We start from the raw sequence: 25,665 nt of genomic DNA on the forward strand, positions 1-25,665 counted from the left end.
TCATGCCACCGGCCGGCGACGACGCCTCACCCGCTGTCACGCGGCAGCTCGTCAGCCGGTGACCCCGAACGGGGTGATTCCGATCTTTTCGTGGCAAGGCGAGATGGACAACGGGGTCAGTACCAGGGGCGCGGAGTCGCCGGGCACCCAGATGTCCACCGCGTACGGCGGGAAGTAGAAGTCGGCTCCATTGCAGAACGTGGCCGTGGCCGACCTCCAGACGAGGCTGAACGACGTGCTCCGCCCGGGAGCGAGCCGGACAGCCGTGGGGTGCCCCGGCCCGTAGCGCGTCACCGACAGGGACCGCCGGGTCGTCGTGTCGACGCGGCCGACGCACTGCGGGCCCGGAAAGCTCGGCACGCATTCCCTGGTGGCGTTCTCCCCGCCGATGAAGGCGACGCCCGGCCACCCGTCGAGTACACATCCGACGCCGGAGCGGTTGCGCAGCCGCACGTCCAGGGTCACGTCCCCAGGGTTGCCCAGGACGGCCGGCCTCGGCATGCCGGGAGTGGGTACCAGATCGCGCGCGGCGCAGTCGTTCCCGCCTACTCCCTCGGAGGCGGCGGCGAGGGAAGGGGACACGGTGGATCGCGTCGGCGACGCACTCGGCTCGGGTGCGGCGCTTCGTCGGGCCGCCCGCGTGGGAACCACCGACGGGGTGACCGAGGCGTGCGGCGCGCTGGAGCGGGGGGCCGGGGCCACGACGGTGTCGAGGTCGGGCGGTGCCGTGACGTCGCACGCGGCGGCGGCCAAGGCTGTCGTAAGGCAGAACAGGAGGGCGGCGATGCCCCGGGGACGTATCACCGTTCGCACGATAGGCAGGTGACCGTGCCCGCACGAGCCCACGAGGAATCCGGCCGGACAATCTTCATGGGGCGTTCACCACGCTCTTGGTCCTCGCCGCCGGGGCCGGTACGGGGAGGGCTCCGTGAACGCGGGGTACGGGGCGGCAACACCGGCCCCGTACCGGCGGGCGGCGACAGTACCGCCCGATCAGTCGAGGGTGATCCGGATGCCGACCGTCCCGTCCAGGCCCCGCCGCAGGCGGCTGCCCAGGAGCGTGAGCCTCCCGGGCAGCCCGTACTTGCGGCCCAGGAGACCGCGGTAATACCGGGTCCGCTCACCGTCGAGGATCTCCGCGTGTCCCGGGACCGGCGCGCCCGAGGGGTTGCCCCGTATGTCGCAGGCGGACACCAGGACATCGGCGCGGTTGCGGATCCGCTTCACCTTGCCGGAGGCCGCGACCGTCCAGATACCGAGGGCGTCACCGTCACGGATCACCCATACCGGCGTCGGAACCTCTCTACCGTCCCGACGGAACGTGGTGATCAGGACATATGTGCCCGATGCGAGACGTTCGAGGTCCGCTTGACCATCTGCCATGCCGGAAGGCTATGCCACAGACCGGCCGCCCGATCCATGGGCCCTCCCGCCACCGCTCTTGTCGGACGGTGAGGCCGTGAGGTGTGAGTCCAGGACGAGGGAGTGGATCCGGTCGGCTTACTCAGACCCGGGTGAGTACGCGCGCTCATATCCGGTGAACTCTCGCGCGGCGAGTATCGGTGCAGCACCCGATCCGGTGTTGAGACAGTTACGGAGAATCCCATGTCCCGACGTATCGCCCTGTCCGTGGCCGCCGGTGTCGTTGTCCTCGGTGGTGCCGGCGCCTTCGTTCTCGCCCACGCGGAAGAGCGGACCCCGGCGCTGGCGCACAGCACCGCCCGCTACACCGCTCCCGACGGGACCCGCGACGGCTCCCTGGTCGTCGTCACCGACGTCACGGCGTCCTCCGGGGTCGAGAGTGTAAAGGTGCTGGCCTGGCCGCAGAAGTCGTCCTTCGCCGAGAAGGGGCTGACCGCCAAGGACATGGCCGCCGCGGAGTCGGCCGTCTGCGAGCCCTCGGGGCAGGACACCGTGCGCTGCACCTACACCGCCGAGGTCACCGGTGCCGACGCCGAGTCGTCCCCGCGCGGTGTCTGGCACGTCGCTGTCCTGGCCACCGCACAGGACGGCACCACGACCCTGGACACCGAGGCGGCCGACTTCACCGTCCGATGACGGCCACCGGCACGCCGGTGGGTGTGAACGGGCTCACCACCCGCAGTCGAGGTCGGCCGATCCCCCGCGGACAACCGGATCGGTGCTCGTACCGCTGATCCGCAGAGAGCCGCCGTCCCGTCCCCAGTCCAACGCGTACGTGCCCGCGTCGACGGGCCGGTAGCCGTCGTCGACCGTCCAGGACGCCGACGCGCCCAGGGCCAGGCCGGTGCGCCCCACCGCGTACGCCTCACCGTTGCCGATCACGAGAAAGGACGTCTCCCGCACCACGGCCGTGCAGCCCCCCGGCCCCGAGGGGCGCAGAACGTGGTACTCCGCGTTCGAGATCAGGTCGTCCACCGCTCCCCACGCGGTACCGAGCAACGCCGTGACGATCAGCGACCCGCTCGCGAGCCGTGCCCACGGGGCTCGCTTCGGCGGGAGGCTCGGCGCGTCCGCCGGGCGGCCCACCCGGGTGAGGGCCCATGGGAGAACGAGCGCCACGACAAGGAGAGTCGCGCTCATCCCCCAGCCGGGCACCACCCGCCCTCGCACGACCAGCAGGAGGCCGCTCCAACTCGCCACGGCGGCGAGGACCAGGCTCCCGATGCGTACGGCTGTGAAGGCGGCGGGCGACAGCATCACGCTGTGCTGTGCAGGTGTTTCGGTCACGGCGGGTACGACTCTCCGAACGCGCCGACAGTTGCGCTGAGAGGTCGAAGCACTTCGAGAGCCCCGGGTGGTCCGGTCAGGGCGTGGGCGAGGCCTCGGTGAGCGACATCCACCGTCGGACGGCCTCCTGGTGGGAAGCGATCGCCGTGCTCGCGGCCACCGCCTCCGCGTCCGTACCGGAGCACGACGTTCCCGCGCGGGTCAGCAGGACGAGCGGCCACTCGGGGCCGGCTCCGGTCGGTGCTCCGTCGAAGGCGGTCCAGTCCCAGGGCCCCTCGAATCGCCAGGCCCGCCCGGCCGCGTCGGCGACCTCGTCACCGACCCGGAAATCCCCCGCGTCCGTCATAGGGCCAGGATATGGGCTGTCCCGCGACTGTGGTCACGGGCGGCTACGGCCTCGTCATTCGCTCGGGTTCTTCGGCGGACGCCGGTCCCGCCTGGCCCAACTCCAGTTCCCCGACCTTCTCGTCCCCGCTCAACTCCCCCGTCGGCCGGAACCCGAGCGCCAGGTAGAAACCCTCAGGGCCGTCCTCGCCCGGGTGCCAGGTGGTGGTCAGGCGGGTGCCGCCGCGGCGGCGGATTTCACCGGCCACGGACTCGACCGCGAAGCGGCCGTAGCCGCGGCCCTGTTCACCGGCCGCGATGTTGAGCCGCCACAGGCCCGAACGGATGTCGGTGCCCCTGCCGTCGCCCGCGAAGTCGATGTCGAGGAAGGCCATGAGGAAGCCGACGAGCCGCTCGCCGTCGAAGATGAGGCGGGGCCAGGCTATGTCGGGGTACACGTACGCCTCGGCGAGGGACTTCACGACCGGGGCGACCAGATGCTCCTGGTCGGTACGGACCTTCAGGCCGATCGCGGCGTCGAAGTTGGCGGCGGTGACCCTCGCCAGTCGGGGTGCAGTCGTCATGTTCGAACCGTAAGCCAGTGGATCAAGTGGTTTTCCCGGCGCCGCGCACCTCCCCCGGACGGCGCGCTCTGGCTGATGCTGGACAGGCCTCTCGGAGTGAGCCCACCGACGTTCCGAGGCACCGGAAATGTCGGGCGCCAGGACCGACACCGTCTCGCCCGATCAGGTGATGGATCGCCATGGGGCAGCGTGCCTGTGGAGATCGGCCGCCTCTTCCGGCTCAGGGTTGGCCCTCGACCGGCGACCGGAAGGACCCACACACATGGTTTTCGTTCGCGTCCACGCGATGAAGGGCCGTCTGAGTGCCGCGCAGAAGGAGGAGCTCGGCGCGAAACTCATCCAGGCCGTGGCTGACGTCGAGGACCTGGTCAACAACCAGACCCATATGGAGACCTCTTGGGTGCAGTTCTACGAGTTCGAGCCCGAGAACTGGTACGCACCGGCCAATGTCGCCGGTGCCGATCCCCGCTCCCGGGTTCAGCTCGATGTGATCGCGCCTCAGAAACTTCTCCCCACGCCCGAAGACAGCCGTACCATGCTGGTCAAGTCCGCCGAAGCCGTGCGATCAGTGTTCGGTTCCGGTCCGCTGCCGGCGCACGGGCCATGGGTGCACATCTACACCATCCCGAACGATCAGTGGGGACACGACGGCCACGTTCCCGACTGGGAGGGCTTCCGGGCCCTCCTGCGTACCGGCAGCCCGGAGAAGGCCGACGAGGCACTGGCCCGGATCTACGGCCCCGGGCGTCACACGGCACCGACGTGGCAGGCCTCGTAGCTTCATGAGGCCGGTGACCAGGTGATCGGCTGCGCGAGGAAAAAATGCCGCGGAGGTGTACGAGCACGACTCGTCGGCGTCACCGGCGGGTGTTGAGGCGGGCGGCCTGGCGTGTGAGGTGGTCGCGTTCGGCGAGGTTGGGGGCCTTCCGGGCCGCCTCGGCATACAGCCGTGCCGCCGTCGCCAGGTCGCCGTCGCGCTCGTGGAGGTACGCCGCCACCGCGGTGTGGCGGGGCAGCGAGTCGTCCAGCACCGCGAGGGCCGCCAGTCCCGCGCGCGGTCCGTCGGCCTCCCCGACGGCCACCGCGCGGTTGAGCCGGACGACCGGGCTGTCGGTCAGGCGCACGAGTTCGTCGTACCACTCCACGATCTGCACCCAGTCGGTCTCCCCGGCGGTGGGCGCGTCGGCGTGGAGCGCCGCGACGGCCGCCTGGGCCTGGAACTCGCCCAGCCGGTCGCGGGCGAGAGCCGCCTGCAAGATACCGACCCCCTCGGCGATCAAGCCGGTGTCCCACCGGCCCCGGTCCTGCTCCGCGAGCGGCACCAGGCTGCCGTCGGGCGCGGTCCTGGCGGCGCGCCGGGCGTGGTGGAGCAGCATGAGGGCGAGCAGTCCCGCCACCTCGGGGTGGTCGACCATGCCCGCGAGGTGCCGGGTGAGGCGGATGGCTTCGGCGGCGAGGTCGACGTCACCGCCGTAGCCCTCGTTGAAGACGAGGTAGAGGACGCGCAGCACGGTGGCGACGTCACCGGGCCGGTCGAACCGTACGCCGGTCACGGTGCGCTTGGCCCGGCTGATGCGCTGCGCCATGGTCGCTTCGGGTACCAGGTAGGCCTGGGCGATCTGGCGGGTGGTCAGCCCGCCGACGGCGCGCAGCGTGAGCGCGACCGCGGATGCCGGGGTCAGTGACGGGTGGGCGCACAGGAAGTAGAGGTGGAGCGTGTCGTCGACCGCGGGCGCGGGCCCGTGCGCCGGTTCCTCGTCGAGGCGGTCCTCCCGCCGGCGGCGGGCGGTGTCCGCGCGCGTCGCGTCGAGGAACTTGCGCCAGGCCACGGTGACCAGCCAGCCCTTCGCATCCCGCGGCGGGTCGGCCGGCCACACGCGGACTGCCTCGACCAGCGCGTCCTGCACGGCGTCCTCGGCCGCCGCGAAGTCGGCTCCGCGGCGGACGAGGATCGTGAGCACGCTCGGCGTGAGGCCGCGGAGCAGGGCCTCGTCCATCCGGTGCACCTGAGAGGTCACTCCGTGATGGTGGGCGGCGCGGTCAGGAAGGGGCGCAGCTCCAGCCACTCGTGGATCGGCTTCCCGCCCGCGCCGGGGGCCGCCGACAACTCCCCGGCCAGCTCCACGGCACGCTCGTAGCTGTCGACGTCGATCACCATCCAGCCGGCGATGACATCCTTGGTCTCGGCGAACGGACCATCGGTGACCGGCGGCCGGCCCTCACCGTCGTAGCGCACCCATACGCCCCCGGGCGCCAGCGCGTGGCTGTCGACGTACTCGCCGGTCTTCTCCAGCCGAGCCGCGAAGTCGTTCATGTACTGCACGTGGGCCGAGATCTCCTCCGGCGTCCACTGGTCCATGGGCACGTCGTTGACCGCGGCCGGGGCGCCTCGGTAGTGCTTGAGCAGCAGGTACTTGGCCATCGTGTTTCTCCTCGGTGCTGACACGACCCATTGTCGTCGCGTTCGTCACGGGGACGGAGCCGGCCACGGGTTCTCGACATCGCCGTGCGAATTTTCTTGGGGCTTTTGTGGACGAGCCCGGGTGAGGCCGTCCCACGGTGTCCGGGACCTGGCGGGAGGCTTCCCCGGTGGAAGGGCCGCGACCGGGTACACGGGTCGGCATGGCATCGAAGAAGACCGTCCCCCTCACCCCGCGGGCCCTACGCCCCCGGAGCCGCACCGAGACCCCCGCCGGATGACAGTCGCCGACGCATGTACCGAAGGAGTCGTTGTGACCACCTATGTCATCACAGTGCCAGGCACGTTCACGCACGGCATCACCGACGCCCAGCGGTCCGATGTGAGGCGCAGGCTGCGCCCGAAGGATCCGAAGAACACGAACCTGGGTGAGAGTGAGGAGCTGGAGCTCCTGACGATCGAGGACGACGGCGCCGCGTTCTCCGTTCGCCTTGAGGTGGAAGCCGCCGATCGGGCAGGCGCCGAGGCGGAAGCCGAACGCCTAGTCGTGACCGCGCTGCGGGACAGCGGCTTCACGCGGGGGGACGCGCCGTTGGGGCCGGCCGTGATCACCGGCATCGACCGGAAGTTCTGAACCCGAGGCAGGACCGGGCCTCCGCCCGCACTCCAGCCGCCTCGCGACATCGCGCGGGCTCCCCCTGTCCGCCGGCGCGAAAGCGGGGCACACGCATTTCATCGAATTGAGAGGATTTCGTCATGCTCGGTATAGTCGCGGCGGTGTTGTTCTTCATCGCGTTTCTCATCAATGCCGCCGAGATCAGCACCAACCATGTTTTCTCTTCCGGGAACATCATGCTTCTCGGCCTGACCGCGCTGGCCCTGCACATAGCGGGAATCGGAGCGGGCTGGGCCCGTCGGCGCTGACACGCCAATCGCACCCCGGCACCTGTGATGGACCGTATTGGTGACTGATCGCCTGATACTGACCGCCTGGTGCCGTGCGCCGGTGGGGGCCGGTGGTTATGCCGGATCGCCCTCGGCGACGGGGGCCGTGGATGTGAGGGCTTCGGCGCCCAAGGCCCGGACCTCGGCCAGCAGTTGGGCGTTGCTGACGCCCTTGACGAGGTATCCCGCGGCGCCGACCTCGGCCATCTCGGTGCGCGCGCCCTGGTCGCCATAGGCGGAGAACGCCAGGATGCGCACGCCGGGGACGGCGCGGATGATCTGCCGGGCGGTGTACGGGCCGCCGCCGGGAAAGCGCACATCGAGCACCACGACGTGCGGTCGGCGGGCGATGGCGAGCCGGATCGCCTCGTCGGCCTCGGCCGCGCTGCCGGCCAGGGTGAGGTCGGGCTGTGCCTCGACGATCTCCGCCAGCACCGCGCGCAGCATGTCGTTGTCGTCGCAGATCAGCACCCGCAGGGGACCCCTGGGCGCGGCGGGCCGCGTCACGGCGGTCCCTCGGGGGCGGTCCACGAGCCGGAGTTGCCGGCGGGTGCACCGGGCAGCGGCTCGTCCAGCCGGCCGGCCGGCAGGTCGGGCAGCCAGAACTCGACGGTGGTGCCGGCGCCGGGCTCGCTGCGCAGCGTCCACCAGCCGCCGGCGGTCTCGGCCCGCTCGCGCATCTCCATCAGCCCGAAGTGCTCGTGCGGCGTGGAAGCGACCGCCGGGCGTCCGGTGCCGTCGTCGGCCACCCGGACCAGCAGGCCGGGGTTCTCGGTAGTGATGCTGACCCGTACGGTGCGCGCCCGCGCGTGCTTGCGCACGTTCAGCAGCGCCTCCTGGACGATGCGGAAGATGGTGATCGCGGTCTCGGGGGCGGGTTCCTTCACCAGGGTGTGTTCCAGCGACGGCTCAAGACCCCAGCCCCTGACCACGTCGTCGAGGTGCTGGGACAGCGACTCGACCAGGCCGTGCCGGTCGATGCCGGGCGGCTGGAGCCGGAAGGTGAGATTGCGCAGGCGGCCCACCGCCTCGCGTACCGACGTGTCGAGCTCGGTGAGTTCACTCGTGCGGGGCTCGCCCGCCCGGTCGGCGAGGAGCTGTAGGCGCATGCCGACGGCGACCATGGCCTGGATGGAGTCGTCGTGCACGTCCCAGGCGATGCGGCGGCGTTCCAGTTCCTGCGCCTGCACCAGATGGGCGAAGAGGCGGCGGCGCTCGCTGAGCGCCTGCTCGGCGGCGCGGCGCTCGGTCATGTCCCGGGTGACCTTGCCGAAGCCGCGCAGTTCACCGGTCTCGTCGAAGAGGGCGGTGATCACCACGTTGGCCCAGAAGCGGGAGCCGTCCTTGCGGATCCGCCAGCCCTCGTCCTCCAGCCGGCCGTCGGCGATGGCCGCCTCCAGCTCCAGGTGGGGTTTGCGGGCGGCGATGTCCTCGGACGGGTAGAAGACCGAGAAGTGCTTGCCGATGATGTCCCCGGCGCGGTAGCCCTTGATCCGCTCGGCGCCGGCGTTCCAGGTGGACACGTAGCCCCCGGGGTCGAGCATGAAGATGCCGTAGTCGACAACGCTGTTGACCAGCAGGGTGAACGCCGTCTCGGACGGGGCGGGGGTACGGCCCTGTTCACCGGGGCTTTTCCCGCTCACCGGAGAAGGCCTTCACGGCGGGCCACGGCGACTGCCTCCAGCTGGGAGCGGGCGCCGAGCTTCCCCAGGACCCGCTGGACATGGTTCCTCGCGGTGTTGAGGGCGACGCCGAGCCGCTGACTGATCTCGGCGGTGCCCAGGCCGTCGCCGAGCAGGCCGAGGGTCTCGCGCTCGCGCGGGGTGAGGGTGGCGCCCAGGTCGGCGGTCCGGCCGGTCAGCCGGTCGAGCGCCCCGCTGAGCAGGCCCTTGCTGTAGGCCACCTCGCCCGCCGCCACCAGGCGTACACCGTCCTGGAGTTCGCCCAGGTTGCCGACCTTGAGGATGAGTCCGGAACCACCGGCCCCGGCGACATCGGCGGCGACCGCCGGGGTCGCCTCGCCCGTCAGCACCAGCACCCGGGTACCGGGCGCCGCGGCCTTGAGCGTCGGGATGGCGGCGATGCCGTCACCGTCGGGGAGTCGCCGGTCCAGCACCACCACGGCGGGGCGCAGCCGGGCGGCGTCGGCCAGCGCGTCCTTCACCGACAGGCTGCGGCCGACCACCTCCAGGTCGTCGGTGCGGTCCAGGGCGAGCCGGATCGCCTCGGCCACCATGTCGTGGTCCTCGACGAGCAGGATGGTGATCCGCGTACCGGCGGTGCGCGGCACGGTATCCGGTGCGGTTTGCGGTGGCAAAGGCATCAGACGGTCCTCGGTGGTAGACGCCGCACACTCTCGGCGAACAGTTCGTCGGCGCCGGTGAGGGCGAGCAGTCGGGCCACCTGCGCGCGGGCCCCCTCCACGCACAGCTCGGTGCCGATCCTATCCGCCGTGGCCTTGGCCTCCAGCAGGACGTTCAACCCCGCGCAGTCGCAGAAGCGCAGGCCCCGCAGGTTGAGCACGACACAGTCGGACCCCCGCGCGGACCCCCGCGCGAAGCAGTCTGCGAGGGCGGCACGCAACATCGCGGTGCCGTCCACGTCCAGCTCTCCGACGAGCCAGAGGCCGGTGACGTCGCCGTCGAGTGTGGTGCTGACCTGGAACAACGGGTCGGTGACCGTTACGTCTTCTCTCATGTGCAGTCCCTGCCTGGGTGGTGGGCACTAGACCAGAGTAGTGAATCTGCACTAGAAGGGAACAGTGGGGCTCCCCGAACGGGCCACCACCACACACGGGCGGATCAACGCGCAGGCGCACGGCCCGCAGGGGACGCGAACCCGTGAACGCCGGCTGAGTACTCTGCTGTGCGGGGGAAAGGCCGAGTGGAAGGCACCCCGGCAGCACGACGGTGTCACCGGCAGCGGTGAGGTACTCACTGGGAAGGGAGCCGGGATGGAACCCCCGCCGGCCACTCCGCACGGCGCTCGTCCTCCGGAGGTGTGCGTGGACTTCGACGGCATGGCGGGCTGTATCGCCGAAGCACGGGACGCCGGCGCCGCCTTTCTCCGCCATCACGTCCCGTACGCGCGCGCCACGTTTCGCGACGACGTCCTGCTGGTCATCTCCGAACTGGTGACCAATGCCGTCCGCCACGCTCCCGGGCCCCTCACCCTGAAGCTCGACCTGCTTCCCGGCGGGATCGGGATCACCGTGCGGGACACCAGCCCCAGTCCCCCGTATTCCCGGACCCCCGACCGGACCGGCGGACGCGGCTGGCCCATCGTCCAGAGCCTCGCCCGCCGGGTGCGCGTCGTCCCCGGCCTCCACGGCAAGACCGTCCATGTGGAGCTGGGCTGGTAGTCGTGGAGCCGGGAGCCGTGGAGCCGGGAGTCGTGGAGCCGGCCTGGTAGTCCCACGGCGGGTGACGGACCGTACGGAGAGCCGGAACGCTCCCCGGCTCCCGCTGCCTCCCATCGGTATCCCAGGTCAGCCGCTGGTCACGATCTTGAATGTGTTGGGTGAATCGTTCCGCTGCGCCACCTGTCCCGGGAGCAGGTTCTGGATCTTGTTGCCGGTGAACGTCCCCGTGCCGGTGACTCCCGAATTGATCCAGATTCCCTGCTTCGCCGGACGGTCGATCGTGTTGTTCGTCAGCGTGACATTGACGCGGGTTCGATCGATGCTGAGCCCCGCGGTGAGGGACCCACGCAGGATGTTGTCGCTCATCGTGACGTTCGTGAAAGCGTTCGGGAACTGTGAGGTGCTCCCCGTCGAACCGATGTGCACACCGTGCCGGACGCCGTTCCAGCCACCGCCGCCCTGGAGGACGTTCCCGGTGACCGCGGCGGACTCCAGGGGGTGCCCCGAATCGCCGAACACGCTGAGTTCCAGGGCGTTGTTCGACGACACGCTGTTCACCACGTTGTTCCGCACCTCGACGTTCTTTCCGCCGGCGACCCGGATCCCGTTGGCCCACCAGGGTGCGATCGCGGTGTTGTTCAGGATCTTCGCTCCGGACACCTGGCCGTTGGTGCCGGTGGGGCCTGCGTCGGAGTATGTCGCGAAGGAATCGTCACCGGTGTTCCGGGCGAAGCTGTTCCGGACCGTGATGTTGAGGCCGAGCTTCTCCCCGTTCGGCGCGTTGCCGTTGTTGATGTTGTAACCGTCGCCGTAGCTGTCCGCGGTCCGGCTGTTCTGAAGGATGCCGTCGGTGCCCGACAGCCAGTTGGCGTCGATGTGCCGCGTCCAGAGCCGGTCGATCAGCCAGCCCGTACCGCCGGCGTTGACCCCGTAGTCCGAACCGCCGGTGCCGCCGATTCCCCGCCAGACGGCGTTGGTGTCGATCTGAAGGTCCGTCACCGTGGTTCTCGTGCCCACCACGATCTGCGAGCGCCAGGAGTTGGCCGGCAGCGGAACTTTGCGATAGAGGGTGGTGTACCACATGCCGGCGCCCTGGACCTTCACTCCGGTGAAGTCCAACGGCTTGGAGACCAGGCTGTTCGTCAGGTACTTGCCCTGCGGGATCCACACCGACTTCCCCTGCGTGCGGGCGGCGTTCACCGTGTTCTGGATGGCTACCGTCGAATCCTTCTGGAAGTTCGGGTCCGCGCCGTTGCCGACGACCGAGATCGAGTCCGCCGGCTGAGCCAGCGCGGCACCGACGTTCTCCAGATCGACGGAGTCGATGTCGTAGACGGCAGCCGTGTTGCCGGCGTCCTTCCTGAGCTGGATGGTGCTGCCCGGGGCGATCGCGGCACCCGTCACCCGCAGGGGGAATTCGTTGTAGAAGCGGTACGCCTGGCCCCCGGCACCGGGGTCGTCCGGATCGGTGGTGGCACCGCGGTAGTTCCACGCCTGCTGAGAGCTGAGGGAGATCGCCTGGCGGAAGGTGCCGTTCACGTACAGGTTCAGCGTCGCGTTGATTCCGCCGCCCCCGGCCGAATCCGGGATCGAGGCGCGGACCACGAGGCTGTTGGCGTTCTTCCCCGTATTGTTCGTCAACGTCACGGAATCGCCGTTGGCCTTCAATTCGACCAGCGAATAGCCCGAGGCCTCGCCCTCCAGGGTGGCCTTGGTCGGGGGCGTCGTGCCCGGACCGATGGAGCGGACACGGGCGCCGCCGCCGAGCCCCCCGGATTCGGCCTCGACCGTCACAAAGGGCGTGGTGGCCCCGGCCGCGGCGACGATCTGGGCCTCGGGCTTGGCGGCCGGCTGGGCAGCGGCCGCCACGGCAACGTTGTCAGGGCGCGCGTCGCCGCTCTGGACGGACACCACGCCCGCGGCGAGCGACACGACGCCGCACAGGGCCGCATAGGCCGGGCATTATTCTGCGGTACATGGTTCACCCCTTGATGGGATTGGCGATTGTGCGGGAACCGCCGAACCGCGAGCGGCTGTGTGCCCGAGGATGCTCGGACGCCAAGACGGTCGGGACGTTCCGCCTTCTGTGCCGGCAGCTTGACCGTACGGGCGAGATTGAACTGCCGAACTCATAACTCGTCAATGGTCCCAACCGCCATTGCTGATACATCCCGCTATGGATGATTTGCCGTGCGATGCGCGGTGCGGGAGGGCAAGATCTCGCCATATACATCGGATGGCCGCCGATATCGCGCGGCGCATCGGCACGACCGAGAACCGGGTCCGCGCGAAGGACGACACGGTGAAGCGGTACGAACACGGCCGGGCCGGGACCCCCGCCCCCGGCCCGGCCGGCCCACCCCCGAGGCCGGCCGCGGGCCAGGCTCTAGGTCAGGCCCTGGGTCAGGCCCTGGCGATACTCCTGCCCGGCATCGGCTCCGCGAGCGCTGTCCGCCATTCAGGCGCACCGAAGGTGTCCGCGAAATACTGCGTCTCGTGCACCACATGCCCGTGGGCGAATTCCATAACGCTCACCGAGTAGGTGGGCACCCCGTCGTAGGTGATGACACACTCGCTCACCCACAGATCCGCGCTGCCGACGATCCGGTGGACGGTGAAGTGCCGGCTGGCAGGGTGTCCGCCACGTTGTGCCGAAATCGTCGCGCGGCCCTGGAATCGCTCACCTGACTGGGGATAGTCGAGGATCGCGTCCGCGGCGTAGATGGCGTGCTCGGCTTCGGTATCCCCACGCTCCGATGCCCGCCAGTGTTCCTCGATCGCGGCTCTGGTCCGGATATCAGGATCCATCGCATTGTCCCTTCTGCAGGCGGCCGGAGCCAGGAGCTGAGCCGTTGAACGTAATGGGCGACGGTGACACCGTAGACCGCTCAACGCGGCGACTCGGCTTCAGGACAGCCGCAATCGAAGGAAAAGTACGCGACTTATCGCGGGAACGAATGTGCGATATTGGCGTCACCCTGTGTAGAGACGCATGCGCGTACGGACGAGAATGGTGCGGAATTGAGCAAACACTGGGGACAAGGTGCAACGGCTTATTCTTGGTCCGATGAGCTGGGGCGTGCTTTCTCGACCTTCGACGAGAGGAGGGGAGACTGAGCAATGATCAACTCCACAGCCGGAACATCGCAATCCAATCGGATGGGCACGGCCGTGGCGATGATCGATGTCCGGGGAACCGTCACAGGATGGACGGAAGGAGCCAGAGGGCTTCTGGGGTACACCGCCGCGGAGATCGTCGGCCGCTCCGCCACGCTGCTGCTGAAACCGCGCCTGGCGCCCCGGGGCCTGGCCGAGTGGATGTGGCGGGCACGGCTGCGGGAGCCGTGGTCGGGGACGACGGAACTGCGCCGGAGGGACGGAACAGGCGTCCGTGCGTCCATCGAGGCGTCCCCCCTGTCCGGCGGTGGCAGAAAGGAATGGCTCGTGATGGCCAGGGCCGTCACGAGCACCGGCACCGTCACGGAGGCGCCGCCGCGCACACCGCCGCAGACACCTCTCGGGACGGCGCTGGCCCGCTCACCGATCGCGGTGTCGATCTGTGATGGTGACGGCCGGTACATCTGGGTGAACGAGGAAGCCGAACGCTGGGACCGGCTCGTACACAACCAGCGGGTGGGGCATGTGCTCACGGAGCTGTGGCCCGGCGGCGAGAGCGGGGCCGTCGTGGCCCTGATCCGGCGGGTGTTCGCGACCGGGGTACCGGTGATCGAGCGTGAGCAGCGGTGGCCCGTCCCGGACACGGACGAGGAGCGCGTGTTCTCCTGCATGTACTTCCGCCTCGACGACGCGGAAGGCCGCCCGCTGGGTGTCTGCTGCATGGCCACGGACATCAGCAGGTCCGACGGCCGCAAGCACCTCCTCATGCTCAGCGAGGCCGGCAAGAGCATCGGTACCACCCTCGATGTCATGAAAACCGCGCAGGAACTGGCCGATTTCGCGGTGCCGCGACTGGCCGACTACATCACGATCGACCTGGCCGAGTCGGTGCCGCTCGGCGGCGAGCCCCTCCAGCGGCTCACCTCCCCGGACCAGCGCGTCCCCGTGTTCCGCCGTGCGGGAGCGGCCTCGATCCACTCCGGTATGCCGGAGTCCCTGTGGGGCATCGGGGAGGTGGTCCTCGTGCCCCCCTCGTCGCCGTTCACCCGCGCCCTGTGCTCGCGGGAGTCCCACTACGAACCGGTCCTGGACACCTCTCCCGGCACCTGGCTCGACCAGGACCCGGACCGGCTGCGGAACATCCGCGCGACCGGCATGCACTCCCTGATCATCGTCCCCCTCCAGGCGCGCGGAACACTCCTCGGCGAAGCCGTGTTCGTCCGTAACGACAATCCCGTGTCGTTCTCCAGGGACGAACTGCTCCTGTTCCAGGAGATCGCCGGGCGGGCGTCACTGAGTCTGGACAACGCCCGCCGCTTCACCCGCGAGCGGGCCGCCTCTCTCGCGCTCCAGCGCGATCTCCTCCCGCAGCGTCTCGCGGGAGGCAAGGCGATCGAGGTCGCGTCGCGCTATCTGCCGGCGGACACGCACGAGGGCGTCGGCGGCGACTGGTTCGACGTGATCCACCTTCCCGGCGACCGGGTCGGCCTGGTGGTGGGCGATGTCGTCGGGCACGGCATCAACGCGGCGGCCAGGATGGGACAGTTCCGTACGGTCGTCCGCACCCTCGCGGAGCTGGATCTGCCGCCCCATGAACTGCTCTCCCGGCTCGACAGCCTCGTCGTCCGTCTGGCCGAGCAGGACAGCGGAGAGGCCGGCGGGCCCGGCCTCTGGTCCCAGGCCATGGGCGCCACCTGCGTCTACGCCGTCTACGACCTCTCCACCCGGATCTGCACCATGGCGAGGGCGGGACACCCGCCGCCCGCGGTGCTCACCCCCGACGGCGGCGTCACCTTCCCCGAACTGCCCGCCGGTACGCCGATCGGTACGGGCCTCAGCTCGTACGAGTCCCTGTCGATCGAGCTGCCCGAGGGCAGCGTCATCGCCCTCTACACCGACGGGCTCATCGAGTCCCGCGAGGCCGATCTCGACGAGGGTCTGCGCCGGCTCGGTTCGGCCCTCGCGCATCCCGGCGTCCCGCTGGAGGACCTCTGTACGGAAGTGATCACGGCGATGTCCCTGAAACCGCGTCGCGCATCGGACGTCGTCATCCCCGACGCGGCGATGCCGGAGTCGCTGGACGACGACATCGCCCTGCTGCTGGCCCGCACCCGCACGCGCGGACCGGGACGGCTGTGACGGCTGTGAAAGCGGGTGGTGGTCAGTGGGCGATCAGGTCGAACACCGGGCCGAGCCGGTTCACACCGGCGGCCCGGCCGTCGTATCGGCCGGGCCGCCTTGGTGCGTGTCAGAGCCCCACTCGGTCCGTCACTGGCCCAGCGACTGGTCGCGCTGCGCCCTGACCTGGTCGGTGAGGTCGCCCGTGTCGGCGGCCGGCGGGGCCGTGATCGGCTTGATGGCACCGAACTTCAGGAAGTCCATGGTGGTCGCCACACCGCCGCCGCTCTGCTTCATCCGCACGGGCAGGTCCTTGCCGTCGACCCAGATGTCGACGGTCATCTTCCCGCCGCTCGTCTTCAGGGACTCGATGGCGGCCTTCCTCTCCTGGGCGGTGAGGTCGGACGCGTTGACCTGCTCCGCGCCGACGCTACCCCGGTAGTGGGTCGCCTTCTTGCCGCGGATCGTTTCCTCGCCGAGGTTCTCCACGTCCTTCGCCGCGCCGATGTAGCGCAGGCCCGCCGTCGGGTCGGCGTTGTCCGCGATGCTGTCCGCGCCCGACTCCCCCATGACGGCGGAGACGTCGATCCGCATCCAGTGCTTCCCCTTGAGCGGGCCACTGGGCTGCGGGTCCACCTCGTAGTAGTACGCCCCGTCGACCATCTTCACCGTCAGCGTGGGATCGTCCTGGAGGGACTGCATCTGCGCGTTCGCGGTGTCCATCTCGACATCGAGCGCGGCGCCGTCGCCCCAGGAGTAGGTGCCGTCCATGGATACCGGTTTGCCCCCGGCCGCGTCGATCACCGTCGTCGTCTCGACCTCGGCCGAACCGAGCTTCGACGCCTTGTCCGACGCACGGGTCAGAGCCACCATGATCGCGTCGGCGTGGCTGACGGCGTCGACGGTCTTCCTCGCGGCGTCCGCGCCGCACGCGGTGGTCGCGGCCAGCACGGCGAGGGTGATCCCCGCCCACGCTCCGCTCCGGATGTGCCTCATATGTCCCCCCCAGGTGTGTACTTCTTGTGCCCTTCGCAAGGAGGCGAACTCTAGTCGGACCGAGACGGCGGACCACACACGGTTCGTTCGGTTCACGCACGCCACGGTCGCCGTCACCGCGATCCGGCTCCGGCTCCGCCCGTGACACTTCCCCCCATGGCACTCCCCCGTAGCACTTCCAGCGGACCTTCCGGACAGATCTAGGTCGCTGTCGGTGCGATGACCGCCCGCGCGGACAGTTCGACCACGATCTCGTCCCCCTCGACGGCTGCCGTCGGCTCGAATCCCAAAGAGGCGTAGAGCTGCCCGGCCGCGGTGTTGTCCGGGTGATACGACAGGCGAAGCACCTGGCAGTCCTCATGGCCTGCCAGCCATCCCATCAGAGTGCGCACCGCGGCCCGCCCCACCCCCTTGCCCTGCTCGGCGCCGTCGATCAGCATGCCGCCGATCCAGTGCGAACCGTCCTCGTCGCGGCCCCACATGACGTGCCCCGCCACCGTGTCGTCGGCGCAGACCGCGAACGAGTTCCATACGCCTTCGCGCATCGACAGCACGAGATAGCGAGCCGCCAAGGCGGGAACGTATCGGCGTTGGCCGTCCAGAGGAGCGATGTCCGCGACAGCCCTCCAGTTCTCGTCGTGCACCTCATGCAGGGCGACATGTCGCCCGGCGCTGTCCAGCAGCCCAAAACTGATCACGCGGTGCAGGCTACGAACCAAACGGCCGACCCGCGAACCATTTACCTCATGACTCGTCGGACACGGACCAGGAGTGTCCGGGCGCCACGGTCCGCCACGGACCACCGCGGTCCGCCACGGCGTCAGGTCTCAACTCCACAGCGAGGGTTCATTGCGGGCTCGTGATGGCGTCATCCGCGCTTCTCGGTTGATCTTTCGAATGGGTGCGCGCCCGAAATGGGCGTGGTGGGGGTTGTTCTGCCTCCGCGTCATCTTTTGACCCGAGGTTCCAATGAAATTGATGGTCCTGAACCATCGGTGTACGAGGCCACTGCTGGTGGTGCTCGCCACGGCGACCGCCCTGGCTGCCGCACCTGCCGTCGCGTACGCGGACGACAGCCGGCCCGCGCCGGTCACCGGCGGGATTCCCTTGGTCAACACAGCCGAGAAGATCGGTCCGGGGATCAATCTGCAGCATGTGAAGGCGCTCGACCAGAAGGGCTGGTACGACGCGCAATTCCTGACCGTGAACCTGTCCGACAAGGACGTCAGCACCGATCTGCTCACCTCCGGACCGGTCGCGTCCGGCGGTTCGCTCAGCGAGGCCGCCAAGAAGGCCGGCGCCGTCGCGGGCGTCAACGGCGACTTCTTCGACATCGGCAGCTCCAACGCGGCGCTCGGCGGCGAGATCCAGGACGGCGAACTCCTCAAGACCGCCGACATCGCCGGCGGCCGCAAGCACGTCGGCGTCAGCAAGGACGGCATCACCCAGCTCGTGGACCTCTCGGTCGACGCGACGGCGGACTTCGCGGGGGCGGGCCACAAAGTCCTGTCGATCAACGCCGCGAACGGCGGCGGGATCCCCGCGGACGGCATGGTCGCGTTCACCTCCGCCTGGGGCGACTACAGCCGCAACGGGGGCCTGACCGGCGTGGCCAACGACCAGATCGCCGAGGTCCTGGTCAAGGACGGTTCGGTCGTGTCGGTCACGCCGAACGGTCCCGCGGGCTCGGGGAAGGTTCCGGACGGCGCCTTCGTGCTCGTCGGGCGCGGCGCCGCGGCGACCGCGATCCGCGCGCTGCGGCCCGGCGCCCCGGCGACGCTCAGCTACTCGCTCGCCGACAGCGCCGCCAAGACGATGCGGTTCGCGATCGGCCACGGCGGCACCATCATCTCCGGCGGCCAGGTCGTCAAGGGCCTCGACACCTCGATCGCCCCGCGCACCGCGCTCGGCTTCAAGGACGGCGGCCGGACACTCGTGCTCGCCACCTGGGACGGTCCGGGCGGCACCGGCAAGGGCGGCGTCGGGATCGACAAGGAGGCGCGTGACCTCGCCGCGATGGGCGTGGAGACGGCGGTCAACCTCGACGGCGGCGGCTCGACCACGATGGTCGCCCGCGCGCTCGGCGAGGACGACGCGACCGTCCGCAACGTCCCGTCCGACGGTCACGAGCGCAACGACCCCAACGGCGTCGGGGTGTTCGTCGCGAAGGGCGACGGAAAGCTGCACGAGATCCTCGTCAAGCCCGCGCCGGGCGCGGCGGCGGCCGACGGCGGCGTGAAGGTCTTCCCCGGCCTGCGCCGCGCGCTCGTCGTACGGGGCCTCGACAAGCACGAGACCCCGGTGCCGGTCGACCAGGAGTCCGTGGAGTGGTCCGCGGACGAAGCGTCCGTCGAGGACGGCACGCTCACGGCCCCGGCCGAGGCGGGCACGGTCAAGGTCGGGGCGCGGGTGGGCGGCGAGCACGAGGACGCGAAGGTCACCGTCCTCGGCCCGGTCAACAGCGTGGAGCTGTCGTCCCAGCTCCTGTCGATAGCCGACGTGACACCCGAGCAGGCGGCCACCGTCTCCGTGACCGGCCGCGACGCACAGGGTTACACCGCTCCGATCGACCCGCGGGACCTCGCGCTCGACTACGACCACAGCGTCGTCGACGTCCGGCCCTCGAACGGAAAATTGAAGATCACCCCGCTCGCCAACGCGAGCACGATCCTCAAGCTCTCGGTCGCCGGCAAGTCGGTCCAGCTCCCCATCACGATCGGCGTGCAGACCAGGACGCTCTACGACTTCGACGACGACGTGCTCGCTCGCTGGCGCAACAACAGCACCGCGGCCACGACGTTCTCGGCGGACCCCGACGGCCTGCGGATCGACTTCAACGCGATGCGCAACGTGGGTATCTCGGCGGCGTCGGCGGCCCAGCGCGTCCCGGTTCCCGGCCAGCCGCTGCGCGTACGGGTGCGGATCAAGTCGAACATCAGCGTGCCGAGCGGTCTGACCTACCTGGGCTACATCGACGCGGCCGGCAAGAGCAACGGCATCTACGGCACCGGCCTGACCGCGAGCAGCGACTGGCAGAACGCCACGTTCACGGTGCCGGCGACCACGGCGTTCCCGATCACGATCTCGAGCTTCCAGGGCATCAACACCAACGTCGCCCAGCAGAAGGCGGGCACGTTCGTCCTGGACCGCATCGAGGCCGACGTCCCGACCTCGGTCGACCTGCCCGCCCAGCCCGCCCCGCAGGCCGACCCGCTCATCTCCGACGACGGCTCGCTGCTCGTCGGGCGTAAGACATGGCAGTTCGCCACGCTGTCGGACGTGCAGTTCACGGCCGACAACCCGGCGCTGACCCAGGTCGCGACGGCCGCCATCCAGCGGATCCGCAAGACCGACCCGGACCTGCTCGTCCTCAACGGTGACATCACCGACCGGGGGCTGCCGCAGGACCTCGCGCTCGCGCGCAAGGTGCTCACCGACGCCGGGTGCGACCTCATCCCGGTCGGCCAGGAGCCGGCGCCGGACAGCACGCCGGACCCGAAGGCCGGCTCCATCCCGTGCTACTACGTGCCGGGCAACCACGAGTCCTACGGGCTCAACAACGTCCAGAGCGATCTGACGAACTTCACCACCGAGTTCGGCCGGCCGTACCGGACGTTCGACCACAAGGGCACGCGGTTCATCCTGCTCGCCAGTTCCCTCGGATCGCTGCGCGGGACGGCGTGGGACCAGCTCCCGATGATGCGGGAAGCGCTCGCCGACGCCAAGACGGACAAGTCGGTGCGCAATGTCATGGTGTTCGCCCACCACCCGGTGGACGACCCCGCCGAGGCGAAGTCCAGTCAGCTCGGCGACCGCGACGAGGCCGCGCTCATCGAGGACATGCTCACGGACTTCCGTGACTCCTCGCGCAAGGGTGCCGCGATGGTCGGCTCCCATGCCCAGATAACGAACGTCCACCGCCTTGAGGGTGTCCCCTACACGGTGCTGCCGTCGTCGGGCAAGGACCCGTACGGCACGCCGGACCGCGGCGGCTTCACCGGCTGGGTCGACTGGTCCGTCGACGCGGGCCGGGACGCGACACAGCAGTGGATCGAGGCCGATGTGCGCGCCTTCGCGCAGTCGATCGCGCTCGACACCCCGGCCACGGTCGAGGTCGACGACACGGCGCAGCTCTCGGGCAGCATCGTGCAGCCGCAGGGCGTGTCGACAGGCTCGCGTGTGGTGCCGCTGCGGTACCCGATGTCGGTCGACTGGAGCGGCTCGTCCAACCTGGCGATCGGCAGCGGGAAGAGCGCCGTCGACGATGCCCGCGGTCAGGGCAAGGTCGCGATCCTCGACCCGCGGACCCGGACGCTCACCGCGCTGAGGGCCGGCTCGGTGACCGTGACCGTGACGAACGACTCCATGCGTGCGTACACCGACGACAGCTCCCTGGCGCCGGTCACGACCTCGAAGACCATCCAGGTCGTACCGTTCGAGCGGGGCGACAGGTGACGGTCACCGACACCGGCGGGCGGCCGGCGCGGATCGGCCTCCGAGCGGTCTGACACACAGGGCGGCCCGGCTGAGGGCGAGCCGGTCCGACTGAGGACAGCACTGAGGACAGCACTGAGGGCGATCACACACGTGGTCGCCCTCAGTGCTGCGCGAGCGGGCCCCGGCCGCGCGTCAGTCCACGATCACGGTGTTGAGCGGTACCGCTCCGCCCGGCCGCGCGAACGCGCCGCCGAAGTACCGCTCGACCTCGGCCTTCTCGGCCGTGTTCGGATAGGCGTTCGTGCAGGTGGTTCCCGCGCTGGAACCGGACATCAGGCTCGAACAGGGACCCGGCTTACGGTCCGGCAGGCCCAGGATGTGGCCCAGTTCGTGGGACGAGATGCGGATGGTGTTGTGCCCCTCGATCACCGCTTCCCGGCCGATGTAGACGGTTCCGTTGCCCAGGGAGGTGGTGATGGCGCGGGGCCAGCCGTTGTCCGCCAGGACCCGTATGTTGGCGCGTTGCCCCGCCGCGGCCGGGCGTAGTTCGACACCGTCGACACTCTCGTTCCAGATCGCCGCGCCCCGGTCGACCGCGGACCTGAACTCCGCGGCACCGCTGGCGTCATAGGTGACGACACGCGCCGCGAGGGCTCTGTCCGCGTCCACGGAAGGCGCGGCCACGGCCTGACCGCCCATCAGGGAAAAGGTCACGGCCAGGGCGGCGGCGAACCCGCTGGTCAACGTACGGATGTGCATGGTGGACCTCCTGCGGAAAAAATGGTCGTGCACATGACACGATCTTTCCCTGCTCACTGCCCAGCAAGGACCGGCACCAATCCCGCCGAGCGGGGATCCGGAAACCGCTCCGGGGACATGAACCGCGATACGCCGAACAGACCCCCCGTTCCGGTCGGGTCCGGTTCTCCGCCGCACGCGAGACCCCGAACTCGATGACGCGGGGTCCGTCCTCGCCCAGCCGCCGCGACCCGGAGCCGCCGAGACGGCCGTGCGCCCGGATCCGGCCGGCAAGGGATGGTCCGGGCACATACCGGGCCGCGGTCGCCGACCAACGGATCTAACCTTTCCGCAACGAAACCCAAGTCCCTGATGGTCAGTCAAGTCACCGTGTGAGAAAGCCTCGTGGACATTCCGCCTGACTTCTGCCGCCCTCTGGCACAAGGCCGGTGCACTGGTCGTTCATGGTTTCGCCGAGCCGATCCGGTCATTCCGATTGGCCTCGGGAAGGACCGTCCTCCAGGCGTCCGGGGCAGGGATCCGATCGCTCCTGCCCCGTGGGGCTCATGCGATCTTCGAGCATGTACGCGTCCGTTGCCGCGCGCTACGGCTTAGTATCGGGCCGCGCCGCTGGGGCCCCCTCCGTCTCATCCACAACAACGCACACGTGCACACCAGTCCCCACTGACGCACCACAGTCCCCACATTTCCCACTGCCCCCACCGACATAGCAGCGTCCCCACCGACACTCCGCCACAACCCGTTAATAGGTATCTGCGTGTTACCGATACTCAGCACCGGTTCCGGCGATGGAGCCGCTCAGTGAAAATCAATCGTCGCCTCGTCCTGCTCGTCACCGCGCCCCTCACCGTGGCCGTCGCCTTCTCGACTCTGGCTCTCGCACCCGCGACCAACCAGGCGCTCCAGGCGGACCGGCTGGCCACGATGGTCGAAGTCGCGGCGACCGCAGGGGAGTTGACCTATCAGTTGCAACGCGAGCGGGCCGCGGCCACCGCGTTGGTCTCCGCACAGGGAGACGCGGAGACATTCCAGGAAAGTACCAACGCGACCGACATGAGCGTCGCCAGGTTCCGCGGCCAGATCGAGCGCTTGTCCGAGGTGCCCGGCAACGCACAGGCCGCGCTGGACCGTATCGAGCGCTTCATCGACGAGATGCCCTCCCTGCGCGCCCAGGTGCGCTCGGGCGGCAGCACCATCTCCGCGCTCGCCTTCGGCTACCGGATCGTGATCGCCGACCTCAACGCCTACCGCGACGGCATCGCTCAGGCCAGCGGTGTCGACGCCGACATCGCGGACCGGATCCGCGCCGCCGCCGCTCTGTCGGAGGCGGCCGAGTACACGGCCCAGCAGCAGGTCACGGTGGCGCGGGCGCAGGCCGCGGGCGGCTTCACGACCGCCTCCCAGCGGACGTTCGACGCCAGCCGGCTGGGCTACACCGAGTCGATCAGTGTCCTGTTCGACCTCGGCCCCGGCCAGTGGCGGACCTGGCTGGAGCGCACCCTCTCCGGCACGAAGGCGCTGGAGGCCCGACGCCTTGAGGACGAGATCGGGCGTACGGGTCCGGGCAAGGACATCGAGGTCACCCCGAAGGAGTGGCGGAAGGCCTCCAACGACCGTCTGACGCTGCTGCGTTCGGTGGAGAAGCGGATCGACGAGTCCGTGTTCTCGACGGTCTCCGAAGCGCGCACCACGCTCGTCTGGACAGCCGGGGGTGAGATCACCCTGGTGGTACTGACCCTGGTCGGCGCCGTCGTCGTGGCCATCCGGCTGGGTCGCGTCATGATCCGCCGGCTGCATGATCTGCGCAACGCCGCGCACGAGGTCGCCCACACCGGGCTGCCCGCCGTGATGAGCGAACTGTCGCAGCCCGGCGCACTGAGGGGCGCGACACCCGAGCAGGTCGCCCAGCGGTCCGGCAACCCGATCGGGACCACCGGCGGGGACGAGATCGGCGAGGTCGGTGAGGCGTTCAACGCGGTTCACCACGAAGCCGTCCGGCTGGCCGCCCAACAGGCCCACATCCACGAGCAGTTCGCGGAAACGCTGGTCGGTGTCGCCCGCAGGGGCGCGCAGTTGACCACCGTCATGGTGTCCGAGCTGGACATGGTGCAGCGCGACGAGGCCGACCCCGCGAGGATGAAGACCCTCTTCGCCCTCGACCACCTCGCCATCCGCATGGAACGCAACACCAACAGCCTCCTGGTGCTGGGTGGTTACGGTCAGGCCCGGGTGCGCTCGCAGGACATCGACTGCTCCACCGTCATCATGGCCGCGGCCCAGCAGATCGAGCGCTTCGACCGCGTGTCGCTCGGTGTCATCGACTCGGAGATCGGTATCGCCGCCCGCGCCGTGCACGACGTGGCGCACATCCTGGCGGAACTCCTCGACAACGCGACCCGGTTCTCGCCTCCCGACAAGCAGGTCGGGGTCGCCGTATGGCGGCTGTGGGACCGGGCCGTCGTACAGATCGTCGACGAGGGAGTGGGCATCACCCCGGAACGCCGCGCGGTCTACAACGCCGCGCTGCGCGAGCCGCAGTCGGGCATCGGCGACGTACGGTCCATGGGTCTGCACGTGGTGGCGCGGCTCGCCGCGCGCCACGGCATCGTGGTCGAACTGTGCGACTCGTCCGGCCCCGGCACCATCGCCGAGGTCGCGCTGCCCGTGAACGTGCTGGCCTCGGCCCCCCGCAAGGCCGCACCGCAGCCGCGGGGCACACTCGGCGAGGACCGTGACAACGACAGCCGTGGCGTCGGCGCGCGCTATGAGACGCCTCGTCCGTTCACCCAGCCGGGACAGTCCGGGCGCGGGCGGCCCGCCGGAGCGGGCGGGTGGCCGGACCGCGACGGCGCCTCCGTCGGCGCGGGTGCCGGGACCGGGACCGGGACCGCCATGGGCGGCGCTCCCGTCGGCGGCGATTACGCGCCGGCCCGGCCCGGCGGGACGCGGGGTACGGAGCGGGGCGGACGCGACCGGGGCACTCCCCCCGGCGGCATCGCCGGAAGCAACCGATTCCTCGGTGGCGGTCCCGGCTCCGGCACGCGCGAGCGGGAGCGCGGCGACACGCCTGCCCGGCGTCCCCTGGGCGACGAGCCGGTTTCACGCATCGCCGGAGTCAGCTCCTCGGGACTGCCCGTGCGCCAGCGCAACACTCCGCAGCAGCGGCCCACCCTGGGCAAACGGGACGGTACCGAACAGCGCTCCGGCGCCACCGCGCCCAGGCCGTCGCCCCGCCGCCGGGACTCCCGGCAAGTCTCCGACGTCCTGGCGGCCTACGCCCAGGGGATCAGCAGGAGCACCAACCAGCGCGGACGTTCCGCCACCGCCGACGACATCGAACGGAGCAAGAAATGACCTCCCCCGCCGACCTGAGCTGGATCCTGAGCGGCTTCGCGGGACGCATCCCGGAAGTCACCCAGGCGATAGCCGTGTCCGTGGACGGACTCGCGCTGGCTTACACCGGGGTGGATCGTGACGACGCCGACCGGCTGGCCGCCATCGCCTCCGGCGTCGTCAACCTGCTCTCCGCCGCCGCCCAGTTGACGAACACCGATCCCGTCGAGCACAGCCTCACGGCGATGGAGGGCGGCTACATGTTCTCGATGGCGGTCTCCAGCGGCGCCTCGCTGCTGGTGACCACCACCAGGGACGCGGACATCGGTGAGGTCAGCTACATGATGTCCGAACTGATCAACCAGGTCGGCGACGCGCTGTCTCCCCAGGTCCGCGAGACGAGCACCGAGCTTTCGCACTGATCGCCGGTCCGATCCCGTACGACCGCACCGCCCGCACCCGCCGTACGGCCCGCACCACCGCACCACCCGCTCCGTCCGTACGACCCGCACCGCCGCGGTCGTCGCCCATGTCGAGCGCGCTTCACCGCCACTCGACCTGTA

Annotated in this window: 25 protein-coding genes; 9 read left to right on the forward strand and 16 right to left on the reverse strand. The window is 69.9% G+C overall.

The window, feature by feature from the left end:
• Positions 1 to 51 precede the first annotated feature (51 nt).
• Both ACWGDX_RS03755 and ACWGDX_RS03760 read right to left on the reverse strand, forming a co-directional pair.
• Positions 52 to 804: a DUF4232 domain-containing protein gene (locus tag ACWGDX_RS03755; protein WP_453621894.1), complete on the reverse strand. Its 753-nt coding sequence runs from the start codon at positions 802 to 804 to the stop codon at positions 52 to 54.
• Positions 805 to 993: 189 nt separating this feature from the next.
• The gene (locus ACWGDX_RS03760) at positions 994 to 1,383 is read right to left on the reverse strand and encodes a PPOX class F420-dependent oxidoreductase (RefSeq protein WP_453621896.1); all 390 of its coding nucleotides are present in this window, start codon (positions 1,381 to 1,383) and stop codon (positions 994 to 996) included.
• Between the two features lie 222 nt (positions 1,384 to 1,605).
• On the opposite strand from ACWGDX_RS03760, the gene ACWGDX_RS03765 reads away from it, so the two are divergent.
• On the forward strand, positions 1,606 to 2,058 hold the full coding sequence (locus ACWGDX_RS03765; protein WP_453621898.1) for a DUF5707 domain-containing protein: 453 nt from the start codon (positions 1,606 to 1,608) through the stop codon (positions 2,056 to 2,058).
• 33 nt (positions 2,059 to 2,091) lie between these two features.
• Here the strand turns inward: ACWGDX_RS03765 and ACWGDX_RS03770 are convergent, their stop codons facing one another.
• From ACWGDX_RS03770 to ACWGDX_RS03780, 3 genes are all read right to left on the reverse strand, one after another.
• The gene (locus tag ACWGDX_RS03770) at positions 2,092 to 2,709 is read right to left on the reverse strand and encodes a hypothetical protein (RefSeq protein WP_453621900.1); all 618 of its coding nucleotides are present in this window, start codon (positions 2,707 to 2,709) and stop codon (positions 2,092 to 2,094) included.
• Positions 2,710 to 2,785: 76 nt separating this feature from the next.
• A complete protein-coding gene (locus ACWGDX_RS03775) occupies positions 2,786 to 3,055 on the reverse strand; it encodes a hypothetical protein (RefSeq protein WP_453621902.1) in 270 nt (89 codons plus the stop codon).
• A gap of 43 nt (positions 3,056 to 3,098) precedes the next feature.
• Positions 3,099 to 3,617 (reverse strand): GNAT family N-acetyltransferase, encoded by a 519-nt coding sequence (locus ACWGDX_RS03780; RefSeq protein WP_453621904.1) that lies wholly within the window; start codon positions 3,615 to 3,617, stop codon positions 3,099 to 3,101.
• Between the two features lie 262 nt (positions 3,618 to 3,879).
• Between ACWGDX_RS03780 and ACWGDX_RS03785 the strand changes: the two genes are divergently transcribed.
• Entirely contained in the window at positions 3,880 to 4,395 is a 516-nt protein-coding gene (locus ACWGDX_RS03785) for a tautomerase family protein (RefSeq protein WP_453621906.1), read from the forward strand.
• 79 nt (positions 4,396 to 4,474) lie between these two features.
• Here the strand turns inward: ACWGDX_RS03785 and ACWGDX_RS03790 are convergent, their stop codons facing one another.
• Together ACWGDX_RS03790 and ACWGDX_RS03795 are read right to left on the reverse strand one after the other, a co-directional pair.
• Positions 4,475 to 5,614, reverse strand: coding sequence for an RNA polymerase sigma factor (locus tag ACWGDX_RS03790; RefSeq protein ID WP_453622182.1), 1,140 nt, complete (start codon positions 5,612 to 5,614; stop codon positions 4,475 to 4,477).
• A gap of 17 nt (positions 5,615 to 5,631) precedes the next feature.
• Positions 5,632 to 6,039 (reverse strand): YciI family protein, encoded by a 408-nt coding sequence (locus tag ACWGDX_RS03795; protein WP_453621907.1) that lies wholly within the window; start codon positions 6,037 to 6,039, stop codon positions 5,632 to 5,634.
• Between the two features lie 310 nt (positions 6,040 to 6,349).
• Between ACWGDX_RS03795 and ACWGDX_RS03800 the strand changes: the two genes are divergently transcribed.
• Positions 6,350 to 6,670 carry a hypothetical protein gene (locus tag ACWGDX_RS03800; protein WP_453622184.1) on the forward strand — a complete coding sequence of 107 codons (321 nt, stop codon included), beginning with the start codon at positions 6,350 to 6,352 and terminating at the stop codon, positions 6,668 to 6,670.
• Between the two features lie 122 nt (positions 6,671 to 6,792).
• Positions 6,793 to 6,960, forward strand: a complete 168-nt coding sequence (locus ACWGDX_RS03805; protein ID WP_453621909.1) for a hypothetical protein — start codon at positions 6,793 to 6,795, stop codon at positions 6,958 to 6,960.
• A gap of 96 nt (positions 6,961 to 7,056) precedes the next feature.
• On the opposite strand, the gene ACWGDX_RS03810 is transcribed toward ACWGDX_RS03805, so the two are convergent.
• The 4 genes from ACWGDX_RS03810 to ACWGDX_RS03825 are packed head-to-tail and all read right to left on the reverse strand — an operon-like array spanning position 7,057 to position 9,678.
• Positions 7,057 to 7,488, reverse strand: coding sequence for a response regulator (locus tag ACWGDX_RS03810; protein WP_453621911.1), 432 nt, complete (start codon positions 7,486 to 7,488; stop codon positions 7,057 to 7,059).
• Positions 7,485 to 8,624: a PAS domain-containing sensor histidine kinase gene (locus ACWGDX_RS03815; protein ID WP_453621913.1), complete on the reverse strand. Its 1,140-nt coding sequence runs from the start codon at positions 8,622 to 8,624 to the stop codon at positions 7,485 to 7,487. Before ACWGDX_RS03815 ends, ACWGDX_RS03810 begins: the two co-directional genes overlap by 4 nt.
• Entirely contained in the window at positions 8,621 to 9,304 is a 684-nt protein-coding gene (locus tag ACWGDX_RS03820; RefSeq protein WP_453621915.1) for a response regulator transcription factor, read from the reverse strand. Before ACWGDX_RS03820 ends, ACWGDX_RS03815 begins: the two co-directional genes overlap by 4 nt.
• Positions 9,304 to 9,678, reverse strand: coding sequence for an STAS domain-containing protein (locus ACWGDX_RS03825; protein WP_453621917.1), 375 nt, complete (start codon positions 9,676 to 9,678; stop codon positions 9,304 to 9,306). Before ACWGDX_RS03825 ends, ACWGDX_RS03820 begins: the two co-directional genes overlap by 1 nt.
• A 256-nt stretch (positions 9,679 to 9,934) precedes the next feature.
• On the opposite strand from ACWGDX_RS03825, the gene ACWGDX_RS03830 reads away from it, so the two are divergent.
• Entirely contained in the window at positions 9,935 to 10,342 is a 408-nt protein-coding gene (locus ACWGDX_RS03830; protein WP_453621919.1) for an ATP-binding protein, read from the forward strand.
• Positions 10,343 to 10,468: 126 nt separating this feature from the next.
• Here ACWGDX_RS03830 and ACWGDX_RS03835 read toward each other — a convergent pair whose 3' ends face one another.
• Positions 10,469 to 12,211: a hypothetical protein gene (locus ACWGDX_RS03835; RefSeq protein ID WP_453621921.1), complete on the reverse strand. Its 1,743-nt coding sequence runs from the start codon at positions 12,209 to 12,211 to the stop codon at positions 10,469 to 10,471.
• Between the two features lie 534 nt (positions 12,212 to 12,745).
• A complete protein-coding gene (locus ACWGDX_RS03840) occupies positions 12,746 to 13,150 on the reverse strand; it encodes a nuclear transport factor 2 family protein (protein ID WP_453621923.1) in 405 nt (134 codons plus the stop codon).
• Between the two features lie 351 nt (positions 13,151 to 13,501).
• On the opposite strand from ACWGDX_RS03840, the gene ACWGDX_RS03845 reads away from it, so the two are divergent.
• Positions 13,502 to 15,598, forward strand: coding sequence for a SpoIIE family protein phosphatase (locus ACWGDX_RS03845; RefSeq protein ID WP_453621925.1), 2,097 nt, complete (start codon positions 13,502 to 13,504; stop codon positions 15,596 to 15,598).
• A 129-nt stretch (positions 15,599 to 15,727) separates the two neighbouring features.
• On the opposite strand, the gene ACWGDX_RS03850 is transcribed toward ACWGDX_RS03845, so the two are convergent.
• Complete coding sequence (locus ACWGDX_RS03850; RefSeq protein WP_453621927.1) at positions 15,728 to 16,573, reverse strand: hypothetical protein; 846 nt, start codon at positions 16,571 to 16,573, stop codon at positions 15,728 to 15,730.
• Positions 16,574 to 16,773: 200 nt separating this feature from the next.
• Positions 16,774 to 17,271, reverse strand: a complete 498-nt coding sequence (locus ACWGDX_RS03855; protein ID WP_453621929.1) for a GNAT family N-acetyltransferase — start codon at positions 17,269 to 17,271, stop codon at positions 16,774 to 16,776.
• A 280-nt stretch (positions 17,272 to 17,551) separates the two neighbouring features.
• Here ACWGDX_RS03855 and ACWGDX_RS03860 point away from each other — a divergent pair, with 280 nt between their 5' ends.
• A complete protein-coding gene (locus ACWGDX_RS03860; RefSeq protein ID WP_453621931.1) occupies positions 17,552 to 21,028 on the forward strand; it encodes a phosphodiester glycosidase family protein in 3,477 nt (1,158 codons plus the stop codon).
• 174 nt (positions 21,029 to 21,202) lie between these two features.
• On the opposite strand, the gene ACWGDX_RS03865 is transcribed toward ACWGDX_RS03860, so the two are convergent.
• Positions 21,203 to 21,769, reverse strand: coding sequence for a snapalysin family zinc-dependent metalloprotease (locus ACWGDX_RS03865; RefSeq protein ID WP_453621933.1), 567 nt, complete (start codon positions 21,767 to 21,769; stop codon positions 21,203 to 21,205).
• Between the two features lie 801 nt (positions 21,770 to 22,570).
• Between ACWGDX_RS03865 and ACWGDX_RS03870 the strand changes: the two genes are divergently transcribed.
• Both ACWGDX_RS03870 and ACWGDX_RS03875 read left to right on the forward strand, forming a co-directional pair.
• The gene (locus ACWGDX_RS03870; protein ID WP_453621935.1) at positions 22,571 to 25,123 is read left to right on the forward strand and encodes a sensor histidine kinase; all 2,553 of its coding nucleotides are present in this window, start codon (positions 22,571 to 22,573) and stop codon (positions 25,121 to 25,123) included.
• On the forward strand, positions 25,120 to 25,524 hold the full coding sequence (locus tag ACWGDX_RS03875) for a roadblock/LC7 domain-containing protein (RefSeq protein WP_453621937.1): 405 nt from the start codon (positions 25,120 to 25,122) through the stop codon (positions 25,522 to 25,524). The genes ACWGDX_RS03870 and ACWGDX_RS03875 overlap by 4 nt, the downstream gene beginning before the upstream one ends.
• Positions 25,525 to 25,665: the final 141 nt, after the last annotated feature.

The sequence above is a fragment of the Streptomyces sp. NPDC055025 genome, assembly GCF_053608565.1.

What these genes read in the sequence shown, in the direction of transcription:
- ACWGDX_RS03760 (WP_453621896.1), bottom strand. Translation starts at nt 1,383, where the DNA reads ATGGCAGATGGTCAAGCGGACCTCGAACGTCTCGCATCGGGCACATAT.
- ACWGDX_RS03765 (WP_453621898.1), top strand. Translation starts at nt 1,606, where the DNA reads ATGTCCCGACGTATCGCCCTGTCCGTGGCCGCCGGTGTCGTTGTCCTC.
- ACWGDX_RS03775 (WP_453621902.1), bottom strand. Translation starts at nt 3,055, where the DNA reads ATGACGGACGCGGGGGATTTCCGGGTCGGTGACGAGGTCGCCGACGCG.
- ACWGDX_RS03780 (WP_453621904.1), bottom strand. Translation starts at nt 3,617, where the DNA reads ATGACGACTGCACCCCGACTGGCGAGGGTCACCGCCGCCAACTTCGAC.
- ACWGDX_RS03785 (WP_453621906.1), top strand. Translation starts at nt 3,880, where the DNA reads ATGGTTTTCGTTCGCGTCCACGCGATGAAGGGCCGTCTGAGTGCCGCG.
- ACWGDX_RS03790 (WP_453622182.1), bottom strand. Translation starts at nt 5,614, where the DNA reads ATGGACGAGGCCCTGCTCCGCGGCCTCACGCCGAGCGTGCTCACGATC.
- ACWGDX_RS03795 (WP_453621907.1), bottom strand. Translation starts at nt 6,039, where the DNA reads ATGGCCAAGTACCTGCTGCTCAAGCACTACCGAGGCGCCCCGGCCGCG.
- ACWGDX_RS03805 (WP_453621909.1), top strand. Translation starts at nt 6,793, where the DNA reads ATGCTCGGTATAGTCGCGGCGGTGTTGTTCTTCATCGCGTTTCTCATC.
- ACWGDX_RS03820 (WP_453621915.1), bottom strand. Translation starts at nt 9,304, where the DNA reads ATGCCTTTGCCACCGCAAACCGCACCGGATACCGTGCCGCGCACCGCC.
- ACWGDX_RS03825 (WP_453621917.1), bottom strand. Translation starts at nt 9,678, where the DNA reads ATGAGAGAAGACGTAACGGTCACCGACCCGTTGTTCCAGGTCAGCACC.
- ACWGDX_RS03830 (WP_453621919.1), top strand. Translation starts at nt 9,935, where the DNA reads ATGGAACCCCCGCCGGCCACTCCGCACGGCGCTCGTCCTCCGGAGGTG.
- ACWGDX_RS03840 (WP_453621923.1), bottom strand. Translation starts at nt 13,150, where the DNA reads ATGGATCCTGATATCCGGACCAGAGCCGCGATCGAGGAACACTGGCGG.
- ACWGDX_RS03845 (WP_453621925.1), top strand. Translation starts at nt 13,502, where the DNA reads ATGGGCACGGCCGTGGCGATGATCGATGTCCGGGGAACCGTCACAGGA.
- ACWGDX_RS03850 (WP_453621927.1), bottom strand. Translation starts at nt 16,573, where the DNA reads ATGAGGCACATCCGGAGCGGAGCGTGGGCGGGGATCACCCTCGCCGTG.
- ACWGDX_RS03860 (WP_453621931.1), top strand. Translation starts at nt 17,552, where the DNA reads ATGGTCCTGAACCATCGGTGTACGAGGCCACTGCTGGTGGTGCTCGCC.
- ACWGDX_RS03865 (WP_453621933.1), bottom strand. Translation starts at nt 21,769, where the DNA reads ATGCACATCCGTACGTTGACCAGCGGGTTCGCCGCCGCCCTGGCCGTG.
- ACWGDX_RS03875 (WP_453621937.1), top strand. Translation starts at nt 25,120, where the DNA reads ATGACCTCCCCCGCCGACCTGAGCTGGATCCTGAGCGGCTTCGCGGGA.